This is a genomic window from Mesorhizobium oxytropidicola, from assembly GCF_056174625.1.
Map to the genome: position 1 here is coordinate 3,207,395 of NZ_CM149692.1, position 22,011 is coordinate 3,229,405.

Below are 22,011 nucleotides of genomic sequence, written 5' to 3' on the forward strand. Positions count from 1 at the left end.
CTCCAAGGGAGTTGATCGGGCCTGATCGCCCGACATCGCGGGGATGGATAGACGGCCGGCGTCCCCTCAACGTCCTCTCCTTGCGCGGCCGCGTGCGGATCGATGGAGCTGATACAACTCAGGCTTCTGGGTTTTCCGGAGTTCCGGCTGGACGGGCGGCGGATAGAGCTTGCCTTGCGCAAGGCGGCGGCGCTCGTCATCTACCTGGCGGAGGCCGGCGGACCGGTGGCGCGCGACGTCGCCGCCACGCTGCTGTGGCCCGAAGCCGATGCGCAAGCCGCCCGCGCGCGCCTGCGGCGCACGCTCTACAAGATCCGCGTCGCGTTCGGCGAAGAGGTCATATCAGCCAGCGCGACATCCCTGATGGTGCGCCCGCCGTTGTTCGTCGCGGCTGACTCGCAGGCCTTCGATTACGCCTGCGATGCCGGCCTGCTCGACGATGCCGCCGGCCTCTACACCGGTGACTACCTCGCCGGCTTCGCGCTGCCGGATTGTCCCGAATTCGAGGAATGGGTGTTCTTCCGCCGCGAGGCCTTGCGCAGCCGGCTGGTGCAGGCACTGGAGCGGCTGGTGGAGGCCAGGATCGCCGGGGGCGATGCGCGCGGCGCGGTGCTGCACGCCACGCGCCTTGTCGCCCTCGATCCCTTGAGCGAAAGCGCGCACCGGCACCTGATCCGCGCCCATCTGGCCGCCGGCGACCGGGCCGCGGCCGAGCGCCAGGGCGAGGCCTGCGCGCGGCTGCTGCGCGAGGAACTCGGCGTGGCGCCGGACCCCGCCACGCTCGCTCTGCTGCGCGCGAGCGATGCCGAACCGGAGGTGCCGAGAACCCGTTATGTCGCGGTGGACGGCATCCATATCGCCTATCAGACCGTTGGCAGCGGCCCGGTCGATATCGTGCTGGTGCCCGGCTTCATCTCGCATGTCGAGCGCATCTGGGAAGACAGGAGCTGCCGCGCCTGGCTCAATGCCGTGTCGCGGCTCGGTCGCCTGATCCTGTTCGACCGGCGCGGCATGGGCCTGTCCGACCGCGTCGGCGCCCGCCCGACCGTCGAGGCGACCGCGCGCGACATTCTGGCGGTGATGGATGCCGCCGGCAGCCGCCGCGCCGTGCTGGTCGGCGCCTCGGAGGGCGGGCCGGGCTGCATCCGCTTTGCCGTCGACCACCCCGACCGCCTGAGCGGCCTCATTCTGTGGGGCTCGCTGGCCAAGGGCAGCCACGCACCCGACTATCCCTTCGCGCTCACAGCGGCGCAATATGATCTCTGGCAACAGCGCCTGCTCGCCGGCTGGGGCGGCCCGGCGGAAATCGAAACCTTCGCGCCAAGCATCGCCTCCGACCGCCAGGCGCGCGCCTGGTGGGCCGGCCTGCTCCGGGCCGCCTCCAGCCCCGGCGCCGTCGCCGGCCTGCTGCAGGCGCTGCGCGACGCCGATGTGCGGCCGCTGCTGTCAAAAGTCGCGGCCAAGACGCTGGTCCTGCACCGCAGGGGTGACCACGCCGTGCGGGTCGAGGCCGGGCGGTACCTGGCCGCGCGGATTGCGGGGGCACGGTTTGTCGAGGTGGAGGGGGAGGATCACTGGTTCTGGGTGGGGGAGCAGGGGGCGTTGCTGGAGGGGATTGCGGGGATGACGAGCGGGCGGTGAGGCAGGCGCCGCTGCCTTGCGTTTCGGCCAGAACAGGCATTGGTCACGGTCGAGCTTGCGAGGCCGGCCGCCGTGCTGGTCAACGTCAATTACACGTCGTAGCGTTCCTCAGTGCCTCCGCACGGGAAGGCTCGGGCAATGCCGCGATCCGCCGAACGGAAGCATAGAACCTCGGATAATCGCCTGCGCACAAATCATACAGGCGAAGGAACGCCGGAACCTGTTCGCCGTAGACGGAAGTCGCGGCGAGCTTTGCGTTGTTGATGGGGTTATTGAACCAGGCGTCGTATCCGCGATATCCGGCCCAGCGCCTGTCGCGCATTTGCCGGTAGCGCACCCGCAGCCTGTCGATCGCGGCTGTTTTGGCGGCAGCCATCTGCTGCGAGGTGCGGGGGCTGGCATAGACCTGCCTCAACTCGTCCCGCGTTTTCGCTATCAGTCCGAGAAAATCCGCTTTGCGCTGGCGATCGATTTCGTAACTGCGCAATCCGGCGCGATTGCCGGTGGCGCGCAGCCATTTCCTCACCCCGGTGGTTTCGACGGCGACCGCGAAAGCCTCGTTGAACGCGGAGTCGCCGTTCACATAGATTTCCTGATGCGCCAGTTCATGGAAGATGAGGCCTGCGAGATATATGACGTCCTGACGCAGCATGGTGCTGAGCAGCGGGTCGCTGAACCAGCCCAGCGTGGAATAGGCGGTGACGCCCGAGACGTAAACGTCCAGGCCTTGTTGCTGCAGTTCGGCAGCACTTTCAGCCGCGGATTTCTGGGAAAAGTAGCCCCGGTACGGAACGCAGCCGAAGACCGGAAAGCACCATGTTATCGGCGTGAGCGAGAACTGCGGCGCGGCAAAAACGGCAAAGGTCACGTTATCTCGACCGATGTCGACATAGCTGCGGTAGCTGCTGTTATCGGGCAGCGCCAGCTCATCCGTGGCAAAGCGACGTATGGCGCTCGCCGACGTCAACTTCGTGCGCAATGCCACGGGCGTCGCGGGATCGTGGATGAGCCTTCCGACATTTTTCCGCGCGGCCATGATCTGCACATGGCCCTCCAGCGACTGCGCGTAGTAGGAGACGCTGGTGCACCCGGCCACGCCGGACGCCATTATCACAGCGGCAAGCAATCGAAAAAAGCGCTTCACAGCTTGCCCACCGCCTGCTCGTCGTCCATGGCGCGAATGCCCCATTTGCCCTCGTGTCAGGCGCACCGATTTTCGTCAAGACCTGGCAGCAGGTCGGACTTTCGAATTGGCGGGACTAGCAAGGCGGCCATTCGCGACCTTCGCGCCGGGCGTCGCCTCCGACCGCCAGGCGCACGCCTGGTCGGCCGGCCTGCTTCGCGCCGCCTCCAGCCCTGGCACCGTCGCCGGCCTGCTGCAGGCGCTGCGCGACGCCGATGTGCGCCCGCTGCTGTCAAAAGTCTCGGCCAAGACGCTAGTCCTGCACCGCACCGGCGACCGCGCCGTGCGGGTTGAAGCCGGGCGGTATCTGGCGGCGCGGATACCGGGGGCGCGGTTCGTCGAGGTGGAGGATCACTGGTTCTGGGTGGGGGGAGCAGGGGGCGCTGCAGGAGGGATTGGGGCGATGGTGCGGGGTGAGTGACGCGCGGATAAGGCGACATAACGAGTGCGCTGTCACTGCATTCGTCTGGATCGCTCGTCGGGTTTTGGTGAGCGCGGACTGCCGGAGGCCGATGTAAGCGTAGCCGATGCTGACCTCCGCTGCGGGGCGGTCACTAAACACTATTGCCTGCTATAGCGAAAGCAGTCAGGTGTGCCACGTCAGGTCCTTCGAACCAGGCCGGCGAACCCAGCCACGGCCAATGTTGTAATGACCCAGCCCAAGGCGATGTAGAACCACAGCCCGATGCGCAGCGCCAATCCGCACGGCCACGGCGGGGTCCCGCATTCTTTTTCGGCGATCGGGCGCCAGGCATCCCTTTGCTGCAGCGACAGGATGGGAACCAGCATGTCCACCGAATAGGCGATCGGGTTGAAGCGCGGATATCCCATTGGAAGCGGGCGGTGCGCGGCCCATTCGTTTCGCGCCTGATCGTTCGTCGGCACCATCAGGGCATCGGCGCCCTGATAGAAGAACGCCGACATGATCGCAACCAGCGGTACGACCGCGACTAGGGCGCGTTGCGGCTGGTAGCCATATCCCATGGCCCAGCCATAAAGCCATGAAAGCCATCGGCGGATGCCGGGTTCGATCTTGCGGGTTGCCGCGCGCTCCTTGGCCAGCAGAACCGTTCGCGCGTCGCGCTCGCGCCCCTGTTGACGCAGGATTTTGGTCAGTTGCTCGAACGGCTGCCAGGACGGCGCCGGTGCGCCCGAATCGGGCTGTAGCGTGATCCATCGCAGGCGCTCATGCGGCGTTAGCGGCATCAAGCGCGTATAGCTCAGGCCATCGAGAAGCAGCCGTGACGGCCGAGGCCAGGAGGCCTCATCGTCCTCGATGCCGTGCACCTCGGCGCCGCGCAGGTCCACTGTCCCATTGGCACGAAATCTGTCGTTCAAGTAAAGCGAGCCCCTTACGCTCGCGCGGTGAAGTGATAGCGCGGTTCCGCGCCGACGGAAGAGCTGTGCCTCGGATAGGTCGACGTCGTCTCCGATACTTGCATTTGAAAGATCGAGTGTTCCAAGAAGGCGTGTGCGGCCCCGGATCGAAGAGAAGAATTCGCCGCCAATCTTGGCGGCCCGCAACGACAGTGCGTACCCAGTGCGACTAAGTATCCGACAAGGGCCCAGTTGGAAGTTGCCGGCGATTGACACGCGATTGAGCGCGACCTCGCCACGCGAGACGAAGCCGTCGGCGAGGCTGAGTCCTCCACCGATGGTCGTGTTGTCCGCGTTGAGAGCCGTTCCGCCTTCGACCGAGATTGTCGATCCCGAGAGATCAAGGTTTCTGGCAATCAATGCCGAGGCAAGACTGAATCGACCCGAGCATGTGAAGTCTCGTGCGGCGATCGAACCGTTGCAGCGTCCATTATCGAACACCAAAGCGGCACCGGTCGAGGCGGTAAGCTCCGCGCCATCCAGCACGATATCCGATCCGGTGGTGCCGTATGGAAAATCGATGCCGTCAATCTTGGCGTTTCGCAGATTGGCGAAGCCGCCGATCCTGGCGGAGTGCAATGCCAGGGCGGTGCCTTTCGGTACCCGGATGGTCATGGATTCAGCTTGAAGATCGCTGGCGAGCGACAGATAAGCGAGGTCGACTCGGCCGGTGATATCGGCGCCGTTGAGATACACCGACCCTCCGCAATCGAGCGCAACGCCAAGCAGCGTGGTGTCTTGCTCGGAGACCAGTTTCGCGTTGGCGAATTCAATGTCGTTGGCGATTTTGGCTCGGGTCAGCACTACGCGACCCGTCAGGTCGAGTCCATTCGCTTTCAATCGACCTCGAACCGTCGCATCGAAAAGATCCAGGGCGTTCTTGCGGGATGCGCGGATTTGCGTGCCGGTGAGATCGAGATTGCCGCCGACGACCGAGTTCTGTATCACCACGGCACCGACGACCTTGGCGGTTCGGCCATCCACCGTCAAAGTGTCCCGCCGCAGCAGAACCGACTTGGCGATCGACGATCCGTAGATGAGCAAAGCGGGTGCATCGCCGCGCGACACGAGCCGCGCCGCTTGCATGTCGAGTGAGCCGGCGATCTCGGATTCATAGATCCGTACGCCGCCGATCGCCCGGAAGCCTCGGCGAAGGAGTACCGCTCCACCAACCTTGGTGAGTTCTATGAGCAGGGAATCCCTTTTGGCTAAGATTGTGCCTTCCGCTTCGAGGTTTCGCTGGATCGAGGCTCCGAAAATGCGGACCCCATCGAGTGCCAGGAACTTTCCGGTCATGGTGACCGCGCCGCCGATGGATGCGCCCTGGAGATCGAGCGATGCGCCGCCGCGCCATCGAAGTTGCGACCCGATCAATCGAAGATTGCCCGTCAGGCGGCAGCCGCGCAGGGCCACGCGTCCTTCGAATCGCGTTGCACTGAGAACAAGCGATCCAGATATCTCTATCTGGTCCGCGGTTAGCGCGTGCATCCGGCAGCTAAGGAAGCGTAGATGCGGCAGCTTTGCGTTGGTAAGGTCGACGTCATGGTCAAAAGAGCAATGCTCGAAGACGACCGGGAAGTCGATCTTGACGAACTGAAGCTCGAGAGCGCCTTCGATTTCACTCTTGAACATGCGGATGCCGCGGGCATGGACATATTTCGCGCACGCGCCGTCGGTGCAAAGCCAGCGAATGACCGCAGCACGGATGGGACCCGTCGGGCCAGGTGGATCGTCGCCGACAAAGTCTGTGCCTGCCGATACGGCTTCGACAAAACGGAGTTCGACTTCCGACAATTCATCGACCTGCTTGCGCGCCAATTGTTGCAAAGATGCGGCCACGACTTTCCCCCGACAATGGTCAATCCAGGCGCTAGTTCACATGTAAGATGTACGATCGCCAGGTGCGATTGAACAGAGGAGGCAAATGCCGCATTCGTTCTTTTTCATGCGATGTGCCGAGAGCGGTACGAATATACCTGAAGCGTCAGGCAACTTCCCGAGCTGAACTTGAAGAGCAAGCAGCAGCTATCGGCTCGTGCCTTTTGGAGCAGCGATGCGCAAGCATGCCCGACAAGGCCCCCTCGCTCCTCCACGATCCTTAAATAAAGCCGCCGTCAGGAACAGCACGATCAGCCCGAACAAAATCCGCCGTGCCCCCTCCGGCATCTGCAGCGTCGTCAGCACGGTCAGGGCGCCGATGATGGTGCCGGTGTAGCCGCCGCGGCCGCCGAAGATGGAGGTGCCGCCGATGACGGCGGCGGCGACCGAGGCAGGACGAAGGGGTTCGGCGAGCGACAGGGAAGGGGGCTTGATCAGGCCGATATGGAGCAGCCGGGCGATCTACCGTGCACCCGGGAGGGATGGCGGCAGGCCGAATGTGGGGAGGGCCGTGTTTTCGAAGACGGTCATGGCGCCGATCCGGTCACCGGCGAGAGCGAGGACGAAGAGACCGGATCCGTGGATGCCGGTGGGCGTGTGCCGGTAGATGCCGAATGCCGGCTGACCGTTGGCGCGCGTCGGTACCAGTTCGAACCTCTGTCCCGAGCCGAAAATGGGTGCGAAGAAGCGGCCCACAATGTCTCTGCCCTGGTATTCCAGCGGCATCGGCGGCATCGACAGGAAGACGTCGTCGGTCAACAAAGCCACCAATGCGTCGATGTCGGCGGATTCGTAGGCGCTGACGAACTTCGCCACGATCGCGTCCTCGGCGGGTGAGGTGCCGGCAGGCGGCTGGTCCCGGGCTGTGGTCACCGGCAGCCGATGCTGCATTCCCCGCACGCGCGCGTTTGAGCGCGCTTTTGATCGATTCGACTGAAGCGTCCAGCATGTCGGCGACTTCGTCCGCGTGGAATCCCAGCACGTCGCGCAGGATGAGGACGGCGAGCTGGTGCGGCGGCAGGACCTGCAGGGCGGTCACAAAGGCCAGGGAAATGGATTCAGTCTGTTCGTAGCGCGCCTCCGGGCCGAGCGGCACGCTGATGGCACCGTCCAGAAGGGCGTCTGGATAGGGCTCGAGCCAGGGGACTTCGCCGAGGCGAGTGGGTTCCGGCGGTTCGATTCCCGGAATGTCCCACTGCTTTGCCGGGCGGCGGCGAGCAGAGCGCAGCGCGTCGAGGCACCGGTTGGTGGCGATGCGGTAGAGCCAGGTGCGAAGCGAGGCGCGCCCGTCGAACCGTTCGAGACCTCGCCAGGCGGCGAGCATCGTGTCCTGGAGAGCGTCCTCGGCATCCTGAAACGATCCGAGCATCCGGTAGCAGTGCACCTGCAGTTCGCGACGGTGTGGCTCGGTCAACGCCCGAAATGCCTCGCCGTCGCCGGCCTGCGCCCTCGACATCAGGTCCGTTCTCGCCAACGCCACGCCTCCTTGTGTGCGGTTCCATACCGTATGGACGCCGGCCAAGGCGCAAAAGGGGCGGTCGCCGAGTGCCCCCTTTTGCGATGCCGCGGCGTCTACACCCGTGACAATATCGTCAAAGGAGCACGGAAATGGGCAAGATCGTCATCAGCACAAATACCACACTCGATGGAGTGGTCCAGGACCCGGACGGCGAGGAAGGCTTTGAACTGGGCGGCTGGTTCCGCCAGTCCGCAGGGGGCAAGGACCTCGAAGACTGGACCGCCAACGAGACGGAGGAAGCGCTGGGCGCCGAGGCGCTGCTGCTGGGCAGGCGGAGCTTCGAGTGGTTCGCGTCCCGGACGCCCTTTATGGAGGTCCGCGTGGGCAGCAAATGGGCGGCCAGAATGAACAGCATCCCCAAATACGTCGTGTCGTCGACACTCGACCGTCCTCAGTGGAGCAACACCACGGTCCTCAACGGCGATGCGGTCAAGGAGATTTCGGAGCTGAAGCGGAAAGTGGACGGGGAAATCCTGGTCTACGCCAGCTATCAGCTCGTGCGCACGCTGATAGAACAGAACCTGGCCGATGAACTTCGGCTCATCGTTTTCCCGGTGGTGCTGGGAACCGGCCAGCGTCTGTTCGACGAGACCAGCAACAAGCCGCTGCACCTGCTCAACACACGAAAGATCGGTGACGGCCTGGTGTGCCACGCCTACGAATTCGTGCAGGGCTAACGGCTGTAGGTGGCGATTTGGCGTCGGGGCTGTCGCAAAAGACCTGCCGATCACACTCTCACTTTGCTTCACAAGCGGACGTCGGCGCTACGACACGTTCTTGCCAAGGGTGCATCAAATCTGAAACAAGCCCTTGATTGCTTGAAGGCCCGATGCGTCTGGAGCGACCGTCGCCATTGCCTGGCTTGAGAGTCCAAGATGGTCTTTCAACACCGCGTTGATGATCGAGCGGACATCGGTGGTGACCGCCAGGTCGGCCCCCTCGTGAAGCTGATCTGCCGCCAATCCGGGCCAGCGACCCGTGATCCGTCCCCCGGCTATCGCACCACCCATCAAGAACGCCACGCTGGCACCACCATGGTCGGTGCCGCCTTGTTCGTTGAAGCGGATGGAGCGCCCGAATTCCGTAATGCCGAGCACAACGGTTTGACGCCAGATCGCGGCTGCCGCTTCCGAGAACGCAACGACACCATGCGCCAGTGTCCCAAGGGTCGCCGAAAGACGCTCTCCCTGAGCAACGTGGGTATCGATGCCGTCCAACTGCAGCAGGGCCACGCGCGGACCGTCCGGCCTGGACAGCGCCTGCGCCGCCGAGGTCGCCGCTGCGGCAAAGCCGGCAGCACTCAGCGCATGTCGCCGTGCAAGCAACGTCTGCACCGCGTCTCCGGCTGAAGCGGACGCCTCGCCGAGGCAAAGGCGGGCGATGTCAAATCCCGGATTGGCCAACACAAGATCGAAAAGCAGATCATTCGAGAGGTCGGCCGGCGCTGCACGCCAGATAGTTTGCCTTCCCTGCGACAGGACCGAAGCGGCTCTTCCCGGCCAACCAAAATCGCCGCCGTCGACATCGCCGTCGAACAAGACCCTCTGCGCGGCGCCATGCGATTTCCCGATATCCGGGATGCCCGTCGCGGGCAGGATCAGCAATTCGCCGGCCGATAGAACGGAGCAAGGGGCTCCAGCGCCGGATGAAGCGCAAACAGCGGATCAAGCTTCACACCGAACGCGTCGTCGGAGGCATCAACTTCTCTCGCCCTGCCTCGTCCCCGCCGGAAACCCGGATCACCATGGGGCGGCAGCGCGGCCAGCGCATCAAGCCCGCCCCGAAGATGAACGATCAGCAGCCGCGGATGGCTGTTGCCGGCAAAAACCGCCGAAGTAAGCCCTGCGCTCGTCGCAAACAGCGAGGTAAGACCCAAACACTGGAGGGCCGCGCGGCGCGTCAATTGCATTTCGGATATTCCGGAACGGTGACGTCCGGCGTTCCGGCCGTCGAAAATCCAAGCTGATCGGCATTTGGGATCACGCCCTTTTTGATCTGGGCCTTCTGCAAATTCGCAGTGGTCCGAGCCAGCAGTCCCGCCAGGACTGGAGCGGCAAGGGATGTCCCCGAACAGATATTCTGTCTTAGCTTGTGATTGTTTGTGCTCCGCCAAAGCACCTGGACGCCAACGCCGGGCTCGGACATGGCCGCGCCAAAAGCGCCGCCATTCCAAAGCACATCACACCACCCGTTTGAAACCGTGCTGCACGCTCCAGTGCCGGTGCCGGTCGCGACATAAGCGCTGTCGGATGCCGAGACACTTTGGATGAAGCCTTGCGTCGGGTTTGAAGAAAAATATTCCGACGCATTGGCCGGGAAAAAGGACTGTACCCACGACGCCTCGTCGTCTTCCTGCGCATTGCCCGCCGCAATCACAATGCGGACTTTCTTGTTTGCGATCTCAAACAGCAGCTTATCCATCTGACCAAGCAGGTCCAATTGGCCACCATTCCTCGCAGTCTCCATGAACTGCGCGCCCCAGCTGATGTTCAGGATTTGGCCGGCGGACGCATGATCACTGACATATTGCAGGGCGGCAAGCGGCGGTCCGACGATCTTCGACTTCTCACCCTCAAATGCCTTGACAATCTTGAGTGGCACCCCCGGACTGACCCCAACGATGCCAAGGTATTGATTTCCACTTGTTCCACTTGGCACACGCATTCCGCCAATGATGCCTGCAACCATCGTGCCGTGACCTTGAGTGTCTGGCAGGCTGGTGACCGTGCTGCATGGAGTGACCATACAGTTGATCCGTTCCGAAATATTAAGAAGCCCTTTTGTGACGACGTCGTCGTCGACGCCGCTATCGATGATCCAGACCGCGGACCCGTTGGTCACAGGACTGGGCGACCCGACGACTCTGCAAACGCTCGGCGGCACGAGCTTGTCACCCGTCACATCCGCTAGCGGACTTCGTCCTTCGCAACCGCCATCCGCGAACAGGCTGACTTCGAGTGAGTCCGGCTCCTGATATCCTTCCGACAGAAGCTTGTCCGCTTCCTCGTCGGTAAAGCTTCCCGTGACCAGGCTAAATCCCAGATCCGGCATGTCGACAGCCTGCAGGGCGTCCCCCGATAGATTGGTCTTCTTCAGGCTGGCGATAGCCGATCCAAAGCTATCCTTGTCCGCAAGTGGCGCGATGAATGTGTGTTGCGTAACTTGCGGCTCGCCGGGGGCTTCGTCCGCGTGCACGATCGTGGCCGCGGACAGTGTGGTGGCGAGAAAAGTCACAAGCCAGGCGAACCTCATGGATCCCTACCGTATGCTGGTTGACTGACGGGCAGCATGCTCCCAATACCTCTGTCTGTCCACGGCAAAGCATCGGAGGCGAACCGCTCGAGGGCTCTTCTTGCAGCCGAAGAAAAAGCGGCCTAGGTTGTTTTCGTACGCCTCAAAGCGCGAGGAGCAACGCTTGTGCCCAAGGTGAAACTCAAGCAAGGCCGACAGGCTCAGGAGATTGGCGCGGCGCTCGTGGGGGCCTGGCTGAAGGCTTTGCCCCCTGCGTTCACGGCGACCATATCAGCAGCGGTAGTTTCGACCACAAATTTGCGGATAACCGTCGACATGCCGAACGCATTCGCGTTCAAGGACGTCATAGCTCTGCGCACTAAAGACAAGACTGGCGGCCTTCGAAGTGTGATGGTAGGGCAGATCATAGACACTGCGGGAAAGACCTTTGACGTTGTCGATCTTGCCGGTGCCAATATCGTCTACAAAGGCAAAGATTTAAAGAATGGCGTAGTGTCGAAAGTAAAAGATCTGAATGATTCTACTTTTCGCGACGAACTTAAGATTGTGCTGGAGCAGATCGTCGACGCGAAAGTGAACCTGGTGTGCGATGCGCCAACGGAGCTGACCGTGGTCCTGCCAGCCCTGCCGGAAGGCGTCGTCACGCGAGAGGACCTGCTGGATTACCTGGGGACGTACCACAAGAACGCGCAGGGTCGGCACTATCATGAGGAGCTTGCGTCTGCGGTCCTTTTCGGCTGCCGATAGCAAACTTCAATATCAGTTCGGCAGCCCTGCGGCGAGCAGCCCCTTGAATAGCGTGGCCCGATCCTCCTCCAGGCGATAGGGCTCCTTGGCCACGAATCGACTGCTGGAAAAGCTGGGCGTACCCGCCAACACGCGAGCCGCAAAAACCTTTGCGTCGCTGTCCCGGCCAAGCGCCGAACTCGAAGCGGCCATGTAGGCCGTAACCCATGTCGGCATTGTCGACGAACGGCTCAAAGCGACCAATGCCGGTTCGGGCCGGCCCGCAATGAAATGGACGATGCCGCGAAACGGCCAATACCAGGATGGTTCGTAGAGTGGATCGAGCACCTGCGCCCGCTCGAACCATTGCATGGCGCGATCCGGCTCGCCGCCGAATGTGTGGAGGGTGCCGAGATAAGAAACCTGCTCGGGATCGTTAGGATTGAGGTAGAGGGCCCGTGCGTAGAGCTGCGCGGCGACGTCGAAGTCTCGCAAGTGCAGCAGCACCCAGCCGAGAATGTTGAGGCAAACCGGATCGTTGGGGGACAGCGCCACCGCCTTCTTGGCAATTTTATGCGCCTCGTCGAGCAGGGCGTCGGAAGATCCCATGTCGCGAAACCATTCCAATTGCTTGAAGTGAGCCAGCTTGGCGTGGGCGCGCCCATAGGTCGGATCGAGGTCGATGGCGCGCTGATACCATTGCCTGGCTTCCGCTTCGGACGCGAGGTCGCCGAGCGGCAGGGCATTGCCGCGCAGCACGCACTCATAGGCCGCCAGGTTGGCCGGCGGCTTGCGCCGCGCCTTCTCCGCACCCGCTGCCTTGAGGCGCCCGATAACCGTGCCCACGATCTTGCGGACCAGTTCGTCCTGCACATCGAATATGTCCTGATCGTCGCTGTCATAATGCTCGGCCCAAACGTCACCGCCGGACGTGGCGTCAACCAGTTCGCACGACAGGCGGATACGCTTCCCCATCCTGCGGATCCGCCCCGCAAGCTCGAAATCGAGCCCCATATCCGAGACCAGCTTCGGCAGTTCCACATCCTTGAGCCGCAACGAGGTATGATATGACGCGACGGAGAGCTGCGTGAACCGCGTCAGCTCGGTGATGACGTCTTCGGTGAACCCTTCGCTGAAATAGGGTTCGACGCCGCCGGTGCTGACAAATGGGCGGACCAGGATCGATGGCGTATTCGAGCCCGAAGTCCCGGCGCCGATGCTCGGAGCGTGGCCGTCGGGTCTGTGACCAAGCGAGTAGACTGCTACGGGTCGGGGAATGTTCTTGAGCTGAAACTCGCCGCAATATTCGAAGGGCAATTGCAGCCCTGCGCGGACCTCCTCATGCACTTTTGCCGAAAGGCAAATGCCTCCGGGGGCTGCGATCTGTTCAAGGCGTGCAGCCACGTTTACACCGTCTCCGAACACGTCTCCGTCGCCGTCGACGATAATATCGCCGAAATTTATGCCCATTCGAAGCAACAGACCGGGCGACGATCGCTCGGGGCTGGCGAGATAGGCCTGAATAGCCACGCTACACCGGACCGCTTCGACCGCGCTGAGGAACTCCGCTACGATACCGTCGCCGGTGTTCTTTACAACGCGGCCGTCATGCCGATGAACGTAGCTTGGGACCTCGTCGTGCATCAGCGCTCGGACGCGGGTAAACGTGCCTTCCTCGTCTTCCGCCATTTGTTGCGAATAGCCGACCACGTCGGCGACCACGATCGCAGTCAGGCGCCGCTTCAAGGTGCCGTTGTTTGCGGTCAATCCATGCTTTGCGGTCAATCCATACCTCGGGTCGGACGTCCGAACCTACTTTAGCACATTTGCATGATGCTATCGCACATGGCAGCGTGTAAACTGCTGCACGAAGAGCTTCGGGCGTATGACAAGCGAAATCCGTCCAGAAGCGCTCGCAATGCGAAAGATCCGCACATTCGAGGTCTGCGTGGGGTCAAGTCTTCTTTATGGCCCGGTGGTGATCTCGGACCCATTGCTCGGCTGTCCTCTGACCGTGGCGGCCGGCCGCGTTCGCGCCGCCCGAGATGGCGATGAGAGCACTTACTTCGTGTCTGGTTGGGGCACGACGGTCGAGCAGGCGCTGCAAGGCTGCCTTTATGAGGCGGACGAGACCTACTTCGCCCAGATCATTCCCGAGGGGCGAATTTTCCGGTCGTGTGCCAACGCGATTCATGGGCGGCTCGTCGAGCCGCCGGGCATCCTTCTTTTCAGCGAAGAGCAATATGATCAGCGAGAGGCAGGGAACCGACAGCCAGCGCTTCGCAACATGGTTCCGGCCCGCTGGGATAGATCCGCGCCCGAAGACTGGATCCTGAGTGACGACAAGCTCGGGACGGAGCAGGCCTGGGTGCCCGCGGGGCTGTGTTTCCTCGGATATGATCCCGGCGGCGAGGAATCATCTTTGCCGGCTGCCGACTCGAACGGCCTTGCGCTGGGCATCAACCTTGAGGACGCTGCGACGCGCGCACTTCTCGAGCTGATAGAGCGAGATGCGACCTCTATCTGGTGGTACAATCGACTTGTTCTGCCTCGGATCGATCCGAAGTCGATGGCAAGCGACATCGTATCTTCGTACGAGGACTGGCTTCGGCACCGAGGCCGCGAATTGAGGCTTCTGCGACTTACGTTGGATTTGGCGGTGCCAATCGTTGCCGCAATCTCCAGCGACAGTTCCGGCCGGTGTCCGGCGATGGGGTTTGCGGCAGGCGCATCGTGGTCGGAGGCTGCCATAAGGGCGGTCGGCGAGCTTGCTCAATGCGAAGCGAACCTCGCTCTGCTCTCGCAGCAGGCGCAGCAACAGGGAACGACCCGCTTTACGCCCGGGGCACGGCAACTTTATCGCTGGCATCAAGAAACGGATCTTGGGCTGTGTCCACATCTGCAGGGCGGGAATGGCGGCCCTGCCTGCACGGATGAATCGACACTTGACTACGCGTCATGCGTCAAACTCTGCCACGAGCGAGACCTGGAGGTATTCGCCGTCATCCTGATGCAGGATGAGCAGCGGTCCCTTGTCCGCATTTTCGCTCCGGGCTTGCGTTCGACCAAACCAAGGTTTGGTCCGGGCAGGCTCTATTCTGTTCCAAGCACTCTTGGCCTCAGGACTGCGGGCTCAAATCCCATATGCCCTTTCCCGTTTTAGCGCCGTTCTAGAGCGGTTCGCATTTAGGTTGACTTGTATCCGGCGCTTTCGATGTAGTTGTTACATTCATTTGAGGTGACGACGTCGAGGGTGCTGGCGATGGCGCTGTGTACGGCCTGGATGCTTCGCTTGGCGGCACGTCGCATGCAGTGCTTGAGCTTGGCGAAGAGCTTCTCGATTGGATTGAGATCTGGACTGTAAGGCGGCAGGAAGAAGAGCCGCGCACCGGCGGCCCTGACGATGTCGCGGACGGCTTGGCCCTTGTGAGATCCGAGATTGTCGAGAATGACGATGTCACCCGGCTTCAGGGTCTTGATGAGTTCGGTTTCGACATAGACACGGAAGGCCTGCGCATTGATGGGTCCGTCAATGACCCAAGGCGCCTCTACCCGATCATGCCGCAGTGCGGCGATGAAGGTCATCGTCTTCCAATGACCATATGGCGCGTGAGCCATCAGCCGCTTGCCGCGCACACCCCAGCCGCGCAACGGCGCCATGTTGGTCTTGACCCACGTTTCATCCAGGAAGACCAGGCGCGTTGGGTCAATGCGGGTCTGATAGCGCATCCATTGCGTCCGCCGACGCATCAGCTTTGGCTTGAGTTGCTCAGCCGGCAGAACGGTTTTTTTTAAAACTCTTGCCCTCGCGATGCAGGAAGCGACCGACGCTGGCAGGGTGGATGATGAGACCCCGGTCAGCCAGTGCGGCCGTCAATTCATGAAGCGTTATGTTGGCATCCCGCTCGACCTCGCTCAGGACGAAGGCACGATGCTCCCCGTCAATCAGATAGGGTCGATGACCGCCCATCTTGCCGGGTGCCGCACTGCCCAGCCGACGCTTGCGCGCCGCCCACTTGATCACGCTCGAAACTGCCACCTTCAGTGCCGCGGCCACCTCTCGGCTCGTCTCGCCTTCTTCAAGGCGAGCCAACGCCCGTTCCCGCAAATCCATCGAATAAGGCTTGGCCATCTGTCCCGACCTCCAACGGTCAGAACATCGAATCTGATTTGCTCAGTCTTGGGAATCCCGATTCAGACAAAACGCGAACCGCTCTAAATTGCGACCGAAGACCGGGGTCATGCTCTACCGCGTCAGCTTCCGCAAAGCGGCAGTTCTGCTGTCGGCCCCACTGCGGCCAGCCAGCTCACCCGTCTATCTTTCCTCCACAATCCGCAAATACGCCGCCGTCACGAACAGCACGATCAGTCCGAACAGGATGCGCCTTGCCCCCTCCGGCATCTGCAAAATCGTCAGCAGTGTCGTCAGCACTGTGAGGATGAGGGCGCCGATGATGGTGCCGGTGTAGCCGCCGCGGCCGCCGAAGATGGAGGTGCCGCCGATGACGGCGGCGGCGACCGAGGGCAGGACGAGGGGTTCGGCGAGCGAGAGCGATGGGGCCTTGATCAGGCCGATATAGAGCAGGCCGGTGATGCCGGCGAGCAGGCTCGATGTGACGTAGAGTGCTGTGATGACCTGCCAGTATTGCACGCCGGAGAGGCGGGTGGCGCGCTCATTGTCGCCGACGGCGTAGAGCAGGCGGCCGAAGCCGGTGCGGGCCAGCGTGAAGACGATGAGGGCTGCCAGCGGCACGAACAGCAGCAAGGCGTTGGGGAAGCCCCAGGTGACCCCGGTGCCGAGCCAGGCGAGGAAGTCGGGGATTTTCGCGCCCGACGCGATCACCGTGCGCTGGTAGACCTGCAGGCAGCCGGTGCCGATCAGGCTGGTGCCCAGCGTCATGATCAGCGGGTGGACGCGGAAGACGCCAACGCCGATGCCGTTGACGAGGCCGATCAGCACCGCCGGCATCATCGCCAGCAGGAAGGCGATAGAAGGGTCCTGGTTGACGATTTGCGTCGCCATGATGAAGGCGCTCATCGTCGCCACCGTGCCGACCGAGAGGTCGATGCCGCCGGTCAGCATGGTCATGGTCTGGCAGCCGGCGAGGATGGCCAGCGGAATGGCGAACTTTATCGTGTTGGCGATCCAGCGCTCGTTGACGATGCCGGGGCGCAGGATCTGCAGGATCACCACCAGGATGACCAGCAGGATGACCAGCGGGACGAGCGGCCGGTCGGCCATGAAGCGTTTTACGCGGCGGCCGATGGGGACGGGGGTGATCGCGGTGGTGCTCATGGGTTTTGCCCGATGTTCTGGGAGGATTGTGCTCTACGGCGCCCCCCTCTGGCCTGCCGGCCATCTCCCCCACTTGTGGGGAGATTGGCTGTTGTCGCGGCTTTCGCCAATCTCCAACGTTGCTGAAAAGAGTGGGGCGCCAAAGCCGCCAATCTCCCCCCTTGTGGGGGAGATGTCCGGCAGGACAGAGGGGGGCGCCGTAGAGCGCTACTTTCGCTCATTGCCGCCCCCGCATCGTGATAAACGCGCCGAACATCACCACGGCCACCATGATGGCGCCTTCGATGATGGCGGTGACGTTGGGGTCGATGGCGAGCAGGGTCAGGTCGGTGCGCACCAGGCGCAGCACGAAGACGGCGACGATGGGGCCGAGCAGGCCGCCCTTGCCGCCGCCGAGCGCGACGCCGCCCAGCACGACGGCGGCGACGCTGGCCAAGAGATAGGGGCCGGGGATGGGTGCGCCGATGCCGGTGCTCATGGTCAGCGCCAGCCCGCCAAAGGCGGCGAACAGGCCCGACAGCGCATAGGCGATGATGCGGGTGCGCTTGACCGGCACGCCTGAGCGGAACGCCGCCAGTTCGCTCGAGCCGATGGCGTAGATGGAGAGGCCAAGGCGCGAGCGCCGGAGCGGGATCCAGATGACGCAGAGGCAGACGATCAGCACCAGCAGCGCCTTGGGCAGCCAGGCGTCGATGGCGTCGGGCAGGCCGGGGATCGGCACGGTGCCCGAGATCAGCGCCTTCAGCCATTCGGCAGCGGCGCCGCCCGGCGCGTCGAGCACCAGAAGGGCGGCACCTTGCAGCACGAACAGCATGGCGAGCGTGACGACAATGTCAGGCACGCGGGTGACGACGATCAACAGGCCATTGAGCGCGCCGAGGACAAGACCCATGGCGAGCACGAAGGGCACCACGAACAGCGCGTATTCTTCGGAAGCACCCGCCATCATCGAGGCGGCGGTGACGCTGGTCAGCGCCATCATGGCGGCGACCGACAGGTCGATGCCGCCGGCGATGACCACAACCGTCTGCGCGGCAACGGCAAAGGCGTAGGGCAGAACGGCGCGCGCCAGCGAGCCGAAATCGCCGCTGCCATAGCCGGGCTGGATGATCCTGGTGGCGATGAACAGCAAGATGAGCAGGGCGAACAGGCCAATGACCCAGCCCTGGCGGCGCAGGAAATGGTTCATGGCGTCGTTCCCAAGGCGTCGGAAGAGGGCGCATCGGAGGCGGTGGGGGCCGCCAGAATGCCGATATCGGCCTTGGCGCCGCGCGGCAAGCCGTAGGCGGCGCGCATCAGCGCCGGCTCGTCGGCCTCCTCGACCGGAAAAATGTCGACCAATCGGCCGCCGAAGATGACGATAACGCGGTCGCAGACGCGCTGCACCTCTTCCAGTTCCGAGGTGTAGAACAGCACCGACTTGCCGTGGCCGGCGAGCTCGCGCAGCAGCTTGTAGATCTCCTGCTTGGTGCCGACATCGATGCCGCGCGTCGGGTCGAAGCACAGGATGGTGCGGGCGTCCGCCGCGATCCAGCGGGCAATCGTCACCTTCTGCTGGTTGCCGCCGGACAGGCGCTGCACTTCGCCCTGGGCGCGGGTGTCGATCTGCAGCCGCTCGATGGCGCTGAGCACGGTGGCGCGCTCCTTGCGCATGTTGATCGGCCCCCAATTGCGCAAGGCGGCGCTGAAGGGCAGCGCGATGTTTTCACGCACCGAGCGCTGCATGGCGAGCGCCTCGGAACGGTCGCCCGGCACATAGGCGATCCCCGCGCGGATGGCGTCGATCGGGTGCGAAAATTTCACTGGGCTGCCGTCGACCTCGATCGTGCCGCCCGAGGGCCGGATCGAACCGGCAAGCGCCGCGAACAGCTCGTCCTGGCCCTGGCCTTCCAGCGCCACGACGCCGGCGACTTCGCCATCCCTGAGATCGAAGGAGACGTCGTTGAGCTTGGTGCCGACGCGCAAATTGTGCACGGCCAGACGCGGCCGGGCAGGGGCGGGCGCTGCCTTCTCGGCGGCACTGCGGGCGGCGACGTGGGTCTTGACGATGCGTGTGCCGAGCATCAGCTCGACGATCTTTTCCTCGACGCCGGGCACAATGTCGACGACGCCGACGGTCTCGCCGTCGCGCAGCACGGTGGCGCGGTCGCAGAGCGCCGATATTTCGACGAAACGGTGCGAGATGAAGATCACGGCGCGGCCGGCATCGCCCTGGCGGCGCACCACTTCCAGCACCTTTTCAGCGAGGTTGGCGGGGAGCGCGGCCGTCATCTCGTCGAGCAGCAGCACGTCGGGCTCGACGGCCAGAGCGCGCGCCAGGTCCAGCACACGCAGCACAGCCAGCGGAATGTCGCGCGCGGTGTCGCGCAAATCGAGGTCGGCTATGCCGAGTTCGCGCACCCAGGCGCGGAACGGCTCGACCGGCGTGCCGGTCAGCCGCAGATTGGACAGAACGTCGAGATCGGGGATCAGCGACGGCTCCTGGTAGACGGGCAGCAGGCCGGCGCGGCGGGCGGCGGCGGGCGAGCGGATGTCGCGCGCCTCGCCCCGGATCAGGATGCGCCCGGCATTGGCCGAGATCGCCCCGGTCAGGATTTTTACCAGTGTCGACTTGCCGGCGCCATTGGCGCCCATCAAAGCGTGGACTTCGCCGGGCAGGACGGAGAGCGACGCGTTGCGGAGCGCTGCAACCGCGCCATAGTTCTTGGCGACACCGGAGGCGTCGAGGAGGGGGCTTTGCGGCAACGGGTTTGTTGTCAAAATTTGTGGTTCTCGATCTCTGCGGTGGTGCGGCAAGTCGGACGAAGCGGCGACTTTCCCTTCCCCCTTGTGGGGGAAGGTGGATCGGCGCGTAGCGCCGAGACGGATGAGGGGTGTTCCAGCGGAGTGAGACGTCGGCATTCCCTGGAGCACCCCTCATCCGACCTCGCTTCGCGAGGCCACCTTCTCCCACAAGGGGAGAAGGAAGAAGCGCGCCCAGCCCTTACTCCCCAGGCCCCTTGCACGCCACGATCTGGTCCTTGGTATACGTCGTCCAGTCCGGGATCGAGATCGAGACCGGCCATTCGGGGCTGAGCGACGGGTCGGCGGCGGCCTTCAGCTTGGCCTTGCCTTCCTCGGTGGCGTTTTCCCAGAGCTGCGGCTGCACCAGCACGGTCTGCTGGGCCGGCTTCTTGCCGTCGAGGATCTGCAGCGCCAGCGTCACACCCGCACCGCCGATCGAGCCGGGGTTGGTGACGGCAGCGCCGACGAGGCCCTTGACCGAGCTCAGCTGGCCGACGAAGCCGGCATTGTCGGCACCGACGATCGGCACCAGCGGCGCCTGCGATTCCACCAGCGCGTCGACGATGACGTTGTCGATGCCGGACGTCCAGATGCCGTTGATCGGCGTTCCGGTCGACAGGAAGGAGAGGATCTGCTGCTTGGCCTGGTCCTGCTGCCAGCCGGTGAAGACTTCCTGCGCGACCTTCACGTCGGGGAATTCGGCCAGCGCCTTCTTGAAGCCTTTGTCGCGGTCAGAGTCGGCGGAAGCGCCGGCGGCGCCGCGCATGTAAAACACCTCGCCCTTGCCGCCCATCTGCTGGAACAGCCATTTGGCGCCGAGATAGGCATATTCCTCCTGGTTGTTGGAGATGATGTAGGCCGACGGTTCGGTGACCGCCTGGTCGACGGCGACGACGACGATGCCGGCCTTTGTGGCTTCCTCCAGGCCCGCCTTGATGCCGGCCGGATCGGCGGGGTTGACGACGATGGCGTCAACCTTGGCGCTGATCAGGTTGCGGATGTCTTCCAACTGGCCGGCGGCATCGGTGTTGCGGTGGGCGATGTTGAGCTTTGCCACCTCGCCGGAGGCAAGCGCCTGCGCCTTCATGGCGCACACCATCTCCTCGCGCCAGCCATTGCCTTGCACGGTGTTGGAAATGCCGATCGTGTATTTGCCGGCGGCGGCCGAGACGCCCACCGAGGCCAGCAAGGCAGCACCCGCAAGCAGTGGAATGGTGGGCAGCGGGACCATGGTCAGGATTTTCTTCATTTCAGTCTTCCTCCACATTGTTTTTCAGTTTCAGTTCCAAGTCGTTGAACCGTGTCGCTCACAAAGAGATTCAGGCAGCTCAACTCGTTGTCCTCCGCATGTCGTTGCCGACATGCTTTCCCTGGGCATGTCGTTGCCCCAAAACCGCTGGGCACTTTTGGGCGACATGCTCCTTTCCTCACTTGACGAACGGACGCAGAACGTCGCGGGCGAGCAGGAAACCACGCTTCACCTGCTCGTCGCTGCCTTCAAATCGCCTGTCCTCGTGTTCGATGATGACCGATCCGTCATAGCCGGCGCGGTAGAGGCCGGAGAAGAAGCCGCTCCAGTCGACATCGCCCAGCCCCGGCATGCGCGGCACCTGCCAGCCTATCCCGGCCGAGAGGATTCCGCGCTCGTACAAACCATCATGATCAATTATCAAATCCTTGGCGTGGACGTGCAGCATGTAGGGGCCGAACTCCCTAATGAAACGGGCCTGGTCGATCATCTGCCAGACCAGATGCGAGGGGTCGAAATTCATGCCGACCTCGCCACCCCAGGCTTCCAGGATGCGGCGCCAGACCTGTGGCGAATAGGCGATGTTGTGCCCGCCCGGCCATTCGTCATAGCTGAAGATCATCGGGCAGTTCTCGAAGGCAAGCTTGATGCCGTGGTCGCGTGCAAAAGCGACGATTTCGGGCCAGACTTTCAGCGCGTCCTGCCAGTTGACGTCGACGGTCTTCGAGGCATCGCCGCCGCAGAAAGTGTTGACCACGGGCACGCCCATATTGGCGGCCAGCACGATCACCTTCTTCAGATGGCCGATCACCGCCTCGCGGTGCGCGGCATCGGGATGCAGCGGGTTGGGATAGTAGCCAAGACCGGAAACGGTGAGGTTCTTTTCCGTCAGCGAGGCGACGATTTCTTTCGCCTGCGTGACGGAGGTCGAGGCAGCGTCGATATGGCTGGTGCCGGCATAGCGTCGGGTCGCGCCAGACGTTTTCGGCCAGCAGGCGATTTCCAGCGCCTCGAAGCCGGCAGAGCCTGCCCAGTTGGCAACCTCGCCAAGCGGCGTCTCCGCGAAGGGCGCGGTGAGCAGTCCAAGTTTCATAGTGCCTCCCCTG

18 protein-coding genes and 2 pseudogenes are annotated in these 22,011 nt (G+C 63.3%); 5 read left to right on the plus strand and 15 right to left on the minus strand.

Features of this window, described 5'->3' with window-relative positions:
- The first annotated feature begins 102 nt into the window (after positions 1-102).
- Complete coding sequence (locus AC0V8S_RS15990; RefSeq protein WP_475438305.1) at positions 103-1,641, plus strand: bifunctional AfsR/SARP family transcriptional regulator/alpha/beta hydrolase; 1,539 nt, start codon at positions 103-105, stop codon at positions 1,639-1,641.
- 85 nt (positions 1,642-1,726) lie between these two features.
- Here the strand turns inward: AC0V8S_RS15990 and AC0V8S_RS15995 are convergent, their stop codons facing one another.
- The gene (locus AC0V8S_RS15995; RefSeq protein WP_475438633.1) at positions 1,727-2,749 is read right to left on the minus strand and encodes an aminopeptidase; all 1,023 of its coding nucleotides are present in this window, start codon (positions 2,747-2,749) and stop codon (positions 1,727-1,729) included.
- 142 nt (positions 2,750-2,891) lie between these two features.
- Between AC0V8S_RS15995 and AC0V8S_RS16000 the strand changes: the two genes are divergently transcribed.
- Positions 2,892-3,245 carry an alpha/beta fold hydrolase gene (locus tag AC0V8S_RS16000; RefSeq protein ID WP_475438306.1) on the plus strand — a complete coding sequence of 118 codons (354 nt, stop codon included), beginning with the start codon at positions 2,892-2,894 and terminating at the stop codon, positions 3,243-3,245.
- Positions 3,246-3,424: 179 nt separating this feature from the next.
- Here the strand turns inward: AC0V8S_RS16000 and AC0V8S_RS16005 are convergent, their stop codons facing one another.
- The 4 genes and pseudogenes from AC0V8S_RS16005 to AC0V8S_RS16020 all read right to left on the minus strand — a co-directional run.
- Positions 3,425-6,040 carry a hypothetical protein gene (locus tag AC0V8S_RS16005; RefSeq protein ID WP_475438307.1) on the minus strand — a complete coding sequence of 872 codons (2,616 nt, stop codon included), beginning with the start codon at positions 6,038-6,040 and terminating at the stop codon, positions 3,425-3,427.
- Between the two features lie 242 nt (positions 6,041-6,282).
- Positions 6,283-6,541 (minus strand): annotated as a pseudogene (locus AC0V8S_RS16010) (ABC transporter permease); the annotation flags it as partial.
- On the minus strand, positions 6,542-6,970 hold the full coding sequence (locus tag AC0V8S_RS16015; protein ID WP_475438308.1) for a nuclear transport factor 2 family protein: 429 nt from the start codon (positions 6,968-6,970) through the stop codon (positions 6,542-6,544). It lies immediately after the preceding pseudogene.
- A gap of 52 nt (positions 6,971-7,022) precedes the next feature.
- Positions 7,023-7,535 (minus strand): annotated as a pseudogene (locus AC0V8S_RS16020) (RNA polymerase subunit sigma-70); the annotation flags it as partial.
- Between the two features lie 152 nt (positions 7,536-7,687).
- Between AC0V8S_RS16020 and AC0V8S_RS16025 the strand changes: the two are divergent.
- On the plus strand, positions 7,688-8,275 hold the full coding sequence (locus tag AC0V8S_RS16025) for a dihydrofolate reductase family protein (RefSeq protein WP_475438309.1): 588 nt from the start codon (positions 7,688-7,690) through the stop codon (positions 8,273-8,275).
- 114 nt (positions 8,276-8,389) lie between these two features.
- Here AC0V8S_RS16025 and AC0V8S_RS16030 read toward each other — a convergent pair whose 3' ends face one another.
- From AC0V8S_RS16030 to AC0V8S_RS16040, 3 genes are read right to left on the minus strand one after another with little or no spacing between them, the layout of a single operon-like run.
- A complete protein-coding gene (locus AC0V8S_RS16030; protein ID WP_475438310.1) occupies positions 8,390-9,202 on the minus strand; it encodes a DUF1501 domain-containing protein in 813 nt (270 codons plus the stop codon).
- A complete protein-coding gene (locus tag AC0V8S_RS16035; RefSeq protein ID WP_475438311.1) occupies positions 9,196-9,507 on the minus strand; it encodes a hypothetical protein in 312 nt (103 codons plus the stop codon). Before AC0V8S_RS16035 ends, AC0V8S_RS16030 begins: the two co-directional genes overlap by 7 nt.
- The gene (locus AC0V8S_RS16040) at positions 9,498-10,850 is read right to left on the minus strand and encodes a S8 family serine peptidase (RefSeq protein WP_475438312.1); all 1,353 of its coding nucleotides are present in this window, start codon (positions 10,848-10,850) and stop codon (positions 9,498-9,500) included. The genes AC0V8S_RS16035 and AC0V8S_RS16040 overlap by 10 nt, the downstream gene beginning before the upstream one ends.
- Before the next feature lie 165 nt (positions 10,851-11,015).
- Here AC0V8S_RS16040 and AC0V8S_RS16045 point away from each other — a divergent pair, with 165 nt between their 5' ends.
- On the plus strand, positions 11,016-11,597 hold the full coding sequence (locus AC0V8S_RS16045; RefSeq protein WP_475438313.1) for a hypothetical protein: 582 nt from the start codon (positions 11,016-11,018) through the stop codon (positions 11,595-11,597).
- Positions 11,598-11,609: 12 nt separating this feature from the next.
- Here AC0V8S_RS16045 and AC0V8S_RS16050 read toward each other — a convergent pair whose 3' ends face one another.
- Complete coding sequence (locus AC0V8S_RS16050) at positions 11,610-13,361, minus strand: adenylate/guanylate cyclase domain-containing protein (protein ID WP_475438314.1); 1,752 nt, start codon at positions 13,359-13,361, stop codon at positions 11,610-11,612.
- A 100-nt stretch (positions 13,362-13,461) separates the two neighbouring features.
- Between AC0V8S_RS16050 and AC0V8S_RS16055 the strand changes: the two genes are divergently transcribed.
- Positions 13,462-14,739 carry a YcaO-like family protein gene (locus AC0V8S_RS16055; protein WP_475438315.1) on the plus strand — a complete coding sequence of 426 codons (1,278 nt, stop codon included), beginning with the start codon at positions 13,462-13,464 and terminating at the stop codon, positions 14,737-14,739.
- Positions 14,740-14,762: 23 nt separating this feature from the next.
- Here AC0V8S_RS16055 and AC0V8S_RS16060 read toward each other — a convergent pair.
- The 6 genes from AC0V8S_RS16060 to AC0V8S_RS16085 form a co-directional block, all read right to left on the minus strand.
- Positions 14,763-15,708, minus strand: a protein-coding gene (locus AC0V8S_RS16060; protein ID WP_183458765.1) for an IS630 family transposase whose coding sequence is annotated in 2 segments (ribosomal slippage) — positions 14,763-15,368 and positions 15,370-15,708 — 945 coding nt in all. Because the reading frame shifts where the segments join, the coding sequence is not laid out codon by codon here.
- Positions 15,709-15,891: 183 nt separating this feature from the next.
- The gene (locus AC0V8S_RS16065; RefSeq protein WP_475438316.1) at positions 15,892-16,872 is read right to left on the minus strand and encodes an ABC transporter permease; all 981 of its coding nucleotides are present in this window, start codon (positions 16,870-16,872) and stop codon (positions 15,892-15,894) included.
- 217 nt (positions 16,873-17,089) lie between these two features.
- The gene (locus AC0V8S_RS16070) at positions 17,090-18,061 is read right to left on the minus strand and encodes an ABC transporter permease (RefSeq protein WP_475438317.1); all 972 of its coding nucleotides are present in this window, start codon (positions 18,059-18,061) and stop codon (positions 17,090-17,092) included.
- Entirely contained in the window at positions 18,058-19,617 is a 1,560-nt protein-coding gene (locus tag AC0V8S_RS16075; protein WP_475438634.1) for a sugar ABC transporter ATP-binding protein, read from the minus strand. Before AC0V8S_RS16075 ends, AC0V8S_RS16070 begins: the two co-directional genes overlap by 4 nt.
- 238 nt (positions 19,618-19,855) lie before the next feature.
- On the minus strand, positions 19,856-20,905 hold the full coding sequence (locus tag AC0V8S_RS16080) for an ABC transporter substrate-binding protein (protein WP_475438318.1): 1,050 nt from the start codon (positions 20,903-20,905) through the stop codon (positions 19,856-19,858).
- A 178-nt stretch (positions 20,906-21,083) separates the two neighbouring features.
- On the minus strand, positions 21,084-21,998 hold the full coding sequence (locus AC0V8S_RS16085; protein ID WP_475438319.1) for a sugar phosphate isomerase/epimerase family protein: 915 nt from the start codon (positions 21,996-21,998) through the stop codon (positions 21,084-21,086).
- Between the last annotated feature and the right edge of the window lie 13 nt (positions 21,999-22,011).

Bases quoted from the DNA above. Each gene is read 5' to 3' on its own strand.
- AC0V8S_RS15990 (WP_475438305.1), top strand. From the start codon at position 103: ATGGAGCTGATACAACTCAGGCTTCTGGGTTTTCCGGAGTTCCGGCTG.
- AC0V8S_RS15995 (WP_475438633.1), bottom strand. From the start codon at position 2,749: ATGGCGTCCGGCGTGGCCGGGTGCACCAGCGTCTCCTACTACGCGCAG.
- AC0V8S_RS16015 (WP_475438308.1), bottom strand. From the start codon at position 6,970: ATGCAGCATCGGCTGCCGGTGACCACAGCCCGGGACCAGCCGCCTGCC.
- AC0V8S_RS16025 (WP_475438309.1), top strand. From the start codon at position 7,688: ATGGGCAAGATCGTCATCAGCACAAATACCACACTCGATGGAGTGGTC.
- AC0V8S_RS16035 (WP_475438311.1), bottom strand. From the start codon at position 9,507: ATGCAATTGACGCGCCGCGCGGCCCTCCAGTGTTTGGGTCTTACCTCG.
- AC0V8S_RS16040 (WP_475438312.1), bottom strand. From the start codon at position 10,850: ATGAGGTTCGCCTGGCTTGTGACTTTTCTCGCCACCACACTGTCCGCG.
- AC0V8S_RS16055 (WP_475438315.1), top strand. From the start codon at position 13,462: ATGACAAGCGAAATCCGTCCAGAAGCGCTCGCAATGCGAAAGATCCGC.
- AC0V8S_RS16065 (WP_475438316.1), bottom strand. From the start codon at position 16,872: ATGAGCACCACCGCGATCACCCCCGTCCCCATCGGCCGCCGCGTAAAA.
- AC0V8S_RS16070 (WP_475438317.1), bottom strand. From the start codon at position 18,061: ATGAACCATTTCCTGCGCCGCCAGGGCTGGGTCATTGGCCTGTTCGCC.
- AC0V8S_RS16080 (WP_475438318.1), bottom strand. From the start codon at position 20,905: ATGAAGAAAATCCTGACCATGGTCCCGCTGCCCACCATTCCACTGCTT.
- AC0V8S_RS16085 (WP_475438319.1), bottom strand. From the start codon at position 21,998: ATGAAACTTGGACTGCTCACCGCGCCCTTCGCGGAGACGCCGCTTGGC.